This window comes from Microcystis sp. M53598_WE2 (assembly GCF_030067735.1).
Lineage (GTDB): Bacteria > Cyanobacteriota > Cyanobacteriia > Cyanobacteriales > Microcystaceae > Microcystis > Microcystis aeruginosa.
This window is the reverse complement of the sequence record NZ_JASJFE010000658.1, coordinates 1-5,554: the sequence shown is the minus strand read 5'-3', so window position 1 is coordinate 5,554 and position 5,554 is coordinate 1. Positions and strand designations below refer to the sequence as shown.

General features: G+C 42.9%; 4 protein-coding genes and 1 tRNA gene. 4 read left to right on the top strand and 1 reads right to left on the bottom strand.

Annotated elements, in window-relative coordinates:
- The first annotated feature begins 321 nt into the window (after window positions 1–321).
- Window positions 322–1,671 carry a sensor histidine kinase gene (locus tag PX636_RS13400; protein WP_288117564.1) on the top strand — a complete coding sequence of 450 codons (1,350 nt, stop codon included), beginning with the start codon at window positions 322–324 and terminating at the stop codon, window positions 1,669–1,671.
- Between the two features lie 20 nt (window positions 1,672–1,691).
- On the opposite strand, the gene PX636_RS13395 is transcribed toward PX636_RS13400, so the two are convergent.
- Window positions 1,692–1,764 (bottom strand) — tRNA-Glu (locus PX636_RS13395).
- A 127-nt stretch (window positions 1,765–1,891) separates the two neighbouring features.
- Here PX636_RS13395 and PX636_RS13390 point away from each other — a divergent pair.
- The 3 genes from PX636_RS13390 to PX636_RS13380 all read left to right on the top strand — a co-directional run.
- Window positions 1,892–3,376: a hypothetical protein gene (locus tag PX636_RS13390; RefSeq protein ID WP_288117563.1), complete on the top strand. Its 1,485-nt coding sequence runs from the start codon at window positions 1,892–1,894 to the stop codon at window positions 3,374–3,376.
- A gap of 134 nt (window positions 3,377–3,510) precedes the next feature.
- On the top strand, window positions 3,511–4,512 hold the full coding sequence (locus tag PX636_RS13385; protein ID WP_288117562.1) for an Npun_R2821/Npun_R2822 family protein: 1,002 nt from the start codon (window positions 3,511–3,513) through the stop codon (window positions 4,510–4,512).
- 320 nt (window positions 4,513–4,832) lie between these two features.
- Window positions 4,833–5,554: Npun_R2821/Npun_R2822 family protein (locus tag PX636_RS13380; RefSeq protein WP_288117561.1), on the top strand; the 722-nt coding region annotated here is incomplete at its 3' end.

The window sequence follows — 5,554 nt, the reverse complement described above, 5'->3', positions numbered from 1 at the left end:
TCATCATTTATAGTTGTGATTAATTCACATAAGCTCAAAAATATTTTTAGCCGTTCCTGTCAGCCCTGTCACCATAGGGTTAAATATAATTCACTTTGACTGCTTTTGTAGTTCTATTCAAACAATTATTGAGGAGAATGTATCTAAAAATACTTTTGTTAGGGGCAATTTTTAAGGACTATGAGCGTTCAAGTCTAGCTATTCTTGGCAACCGTCAGTTTTTCCCTATAGCTAAAAATAATTTATTCTCGATTATTAAATCGATCAATGTAAAATAGGATACATTGCTCTAAAAATCTCTAGCCAATCCATAGATTATCGGTGTTCCAAGCCACTCGCCGCCGTTTAGCCTTATGGTACACTGTTGTCACTGCCATACTACTGCTTTTTCTCGCTACGGGAATGTATTTTTATGTGCGCCATACCCTAGTGGATCGCATTGATGATACCCTCAAACACATCATTGAGGTGGTAAATCGTTCCCTCGTGATCGAATCGATTCCCCCGGATCAAGGACGTTATCGCGTCGATCCCCTCGCAAGTTTTCCCAGTCAGGGTAAATCCGTCGAGGACGATCATATAGATTTGGAATGGTTTGATCCCCAAGGTAATCTACTTTGGTCAACTCTGGCCGAATCCTTAGATATTCCCCTCCATCCCCACCGTCAAGGGGAAACTATTCGCTTATCCGATAATCGTCTGCTGCGACAAGTAACCGAAAGGGTGGAAATCGGTCATTATGTTTTGGGATATCTGCGGGTAAGTCATCCTTGGTTTGAGGTGACAAAACCGATTAGACAGCTATTATGGGATTTAATCGTCGGAATTTGCCTGATGATTGCCAGTGTCGCCTGGATTGGTTGGTTTTTGTCCGGTTTAGCCATTCAACCCGTAAAAGAGTCCTATCAGAGTTTAAAACAATTTACCGCCGATGCTTCCCATGAATTACGCAATCCGATCGCCACTATCCAAACTAACGTGCAAATGGCGATCGCCTATCCCCAAACTGGCCATCAACGCTTGCAAGTGATCGATCGTTTAACGGAAAGATTGGGCAATTTAGTCAATGATCTGCTCTTTTTAGCCCGTTCTGATAGTGGCATCGTCCAACCGATCGAGCAAGCTGTACCTTTGGATGCTTTATTGATGGAAGTGGTGGAAGAACAGCGTTTAATCGCCGATAAGCAGGGAATTTCCCTCTCTTTGTCGATTGTGGAACCGGACCAAGAGGATTTTTCCTACAGCGATGAAATGTTTACTATGCAGGGAGATTGGGATCAATTAGCCCGTTTATTCACAAATTTAATTTCTAATGCCCTAAAACACGCTTTTTTGCCCGAATCTGAGCCTAAAAATGTGGCAGTGGAATTGGAGAAAAGTAAACGCGATCGACAATCGGTGTTACTGGTACGCATCAAAGATAACGGAATCGGTATTCCCGAGGCTGCTTTGTCCCATATTTTCGATCGCTTTTATCGTCTCGATCCCGCACGACAAAATTCCGCCACTTCCGGGGGAACAGGATTAGGATTAGCGATCGCTTTAGCGATTACCCTCAGTCATCATGGACAAATTAGCGTCGAAAGTCAGATCGATCGAGGAACAATCTTCACCGTCACCTTACCGAAAAGCCATCAACGGGAGAAAAAAACCGAAAAGTCAGAAGCTTGACACTTCTGACCTTCTTTTCATACCCCCAAGGGAATTCGAATCCCTGTCGCCTCCGTGAAAGGGAGGTGTCCTAGGCCACTAGACGATGGGGGCGTGGATTTCAGACCTTTTTAAATATAACAATAATCTTTCTGGGAGTCAAGGGTTTTGGCAAAAAATTTTTTTATCCCGCCCTTGCACAATAGGATAGTCTAAATGAAGATGTTATCGCCCAAAATCCATGGCTGCCGATCCCTATAAAAGCCGACTGTTCAACCTGATCAACCGTCGCTTGATCCGTCTGAAAGATAACCTCGGCCGCGTCTCCCGTCGCGGTCAAAATGCGATCGCTATTGCCCTGCAAATAGCCCTCTATCCCGTCTATTTGCTGGTACAATCCCTGCGGATGACGGCTAATCAATTAGGGAACAGTCTCCAGAAACAATTATCACCCCCCGGAAAAGATGGGACGGATGCGATCAAAGAATTTCTACAGAGCTTATCTGACCAAGAAACGCCATTTATTGGCATAGCAGCCGATCTAGAGGATCAAGCTTTAGTTTTCGTCACTAACGATCACCAGACTGTTAAAATCACCGATAATCAAACCCAAAGACAAATAGAAAAACAAATTAGAACGGCACTGGCTAACTACGCCCTCGAAAACCGGAAAATTAAGCGATTAAATCCTCAATATCCACCTTTATTACCGAATTTTACCGATAAAAATCCTGTCTTGCCCCCGATCCGTTGGTTTTGGAACCTACTACGCTGGGAACAACAGGGACAAATAGCGATCGCCATAAATCTCTTCCAGGAATCCCATCTCGTCAAAACCCCGACACCACCCTCCTTACCACTGCCTAATTTAAATTCTCAAGCGATTTTAGAAGTCATTGACGAAAAATTAGCAATTTTCGAGGCTAAATTTCTCGCTATCTCCCCCGCAATCCCCAGCAGTGTTAGCCACACCTCTAACCTACCTTCCGATCTCGTTAACCAGTCCCCGACTCTCGAGAAAAATTCCTCCTATCTCTGGCGACTTTATTGGTTAATTTATGCTGCGATCGAGCATTTCTGGGCAAAAGAGAAGAATAATTTAGAATATAGTGCTGATTCACCCGCGTTATCGGCAAAATATCCCTTAAGTCTTCCTAATTCTCTGCTGATCACCTTCAAGCAACGTCTCCAGGATTGGCTAGAAAAACAAACCCAAGCGGATCCCTTCACGATCGGCAAACTCATCCAAGCGGCGATCGACCACTTCTTTGCTTCTGGCCAATCCCTGACATTTTCCGCCGTCAGCGAGCAAAATTGGCTAGAATCCGCCGATATATTGGCGATTTCTCCCCAAGACTCCGAAAAAACCCGCCTTAACCCCGCTTATCCCCTTCCCCAGTCCCCAGGCACACCAGCCGAGCCTCATAGCACAAAAAAAGCTTTTAGTCAAGAAAAACAAAATAAATCTTTACAAAAAATCCCCCCAGGAGAATCCCCCCCCGCCACCCAATTAGATCCCCGCTATGCCAAGGAAATAATTCAACCAATTAACGAGGAATGGTTAGAAACCGAATCAACCCCCGTCGGCTACGTTAAACACCCCTTAGAACGGATTTTAGAGGGATTAGATGCGATTATTTTATGGGTGGAGGAATTAGTTATTAAAATCTGGCGTTGGTTGCGGTACAATCGACGCATTTCTAAATTACTCAAACGCAAACGCTAAATCGATCGGTTTTGGGTATAGCCGAGCGGGTAGTCTTTCTGTTGTGAGAAACTTGAGACTATAATTTATCGACAAAAATAAGCTAAACTAACGGCAAAGATAATAAGTTTTAATTTTTTTCCTTGGGATTACTTATGGACGGTATCTGTACCTTAGCCAATGATCGCGTTTACGATCAATTAGTCGCCCTACTCAACAGCATCGAGGTCAATGGGGGAAAAGCTCTTCCTGTTTGTGTCTATCCCTACGATGACAACACCGAACGTATCAAGGCGGAAATTGCTCAACGTCCTAATGTAGAGTTATTTGATAATCAGGAAATTATCGAACGCTGGGAAAATTTCGCCAAGTCGATTTGGGATAGCCACCCGCAAGCCCGCGAACGTTGGTTGAAATCGGGTTGCACTGACCGATATTATCGTATGGGAATGCACCACCGTTTTATTGCTTTTGATAGTCCCTTCGAGCGTTTTATCTACATGGATGGGGACACCTTGCTACTCGATGCCATTGATAAAATCTTCGCTATCCTAGATAGGCACGATTGTGTTGTTTATGACTTTCAGCATAAAGATCCCACTCATGTCTACGAAGTTTCTCAACCAAAATTATTCGAGGTTTTTTCCCGTGATCGTATCGAAAAAGAGATTTTTTGTGCAGGTTTCTACGCTTCTAAAACTGGTTTATTCGATGAAAATCAGCGAGATTGGCTCATAGAACAATTGCGAGCAGGGGAAGCGGAAATTCTCTATCCGATGGCTCCCGATCAAACTATCGTCAATTATATGATGATGCGCTCAAATTTTTCTATATATAATCTAGCTCTTCAATTGCCTAAAGAAGAACGCACCGGCTGCTGTGTCACCTCTCCCCATTTTCAGGCTTTAGATAATATTCTTTACGATCAGGGCAAACGCTTGACATACCTTCACTACATTGGTTTATCTTCCTCTCTGTTCACTCGACTTTGTAGCGGTGAAAATCTCGATTTTCCCTATCGAGATATTTTCTTACACTATCGTTATCTCTACGAACCTAGTCAACGTCCTATATTTACCGGTAGTCCCAAACCCTATCAACCACCTACCCCAACCTTTTGGCAAAAAGTAACCAGAAAACTCGGTTTAGGAAAATAATAATTAGGAGTGAATAATCAGTTTTCAGGTTATTAAAGACTGATTATTTGTTGCCCCTTTTGCCTGTCCTGATATGTAGCCTATACTCAACGGATTTAGTATCAGTTATCTTAAGGGTGAGTTAGGAAGTCTCTGGTTTTAGGAAACGGGGAACAGCCAAGGAGCAACATTAGCTGGTCGTCTGGGGATGATAGCAAATTAGATCATACTTCATTGGTGTGAGAAACGCTGTAATTGTAAATATTTATTACATAAGTTAAGATCCTCCCTAAAATAAGGGGAAAGATAGGATGTTTTGATTTTTCTACTTGGGATTACTTATGGAAGGTATTTGTACCTTAGCCAACGATCGCGTTTACGATCAATTAGTCGCCCTACTCAACAGCATCGAGGTAAATGCGGGAAAGGCTCTTCCTGTTTGTGTCTATCCCTACGATGACAACACCGAACGTATCAAGGCGGAAATTGCTCAACGTCCTAAGGTACAGTTATTTGATAATCAGGAAATTATCGAACGCTGGGATAATTTCGCTAAATCTGCTTGGGAACCCCATCCTACCGCTAAAGAACGCTGGTTAAAGGCTGGTAGCAAAGGTTATCATCGTTTTGGTACCCATCGTCGTTATTGTGCCTTTGATGGGCCGTTCGATCGCTTTATCTACATGGATGGTGATACCCTATTGATGAGTCCCTTAGATCGGGTTTTTGCACAGTTAGATAATTATGATTGTGTGGTCTACGATTTTCAGCACAAAGATATCACCCACGTTTATGAAGTTACTTCCTCAAAATTATTAGAAATCTTTCCCCAAGAACGTCTTAACCAAGAAATTTTCTGTTCGGGTTTTTATGGCTCAAAAAAAGGTTTATTTGACGGGGAACGCCGTAATTGGCTAATCGAACAATTGCGAGCAGGAGAAGCAGAAATAGTTTATCCTATGGCAGTCGATCAACCTCTGTTAAATTATATGATGATGCGCTCAAATTTTTCTATATATAATCTAGCTCTTCAATTGCCTAAAGAAGAACGCACCGGCTGCTG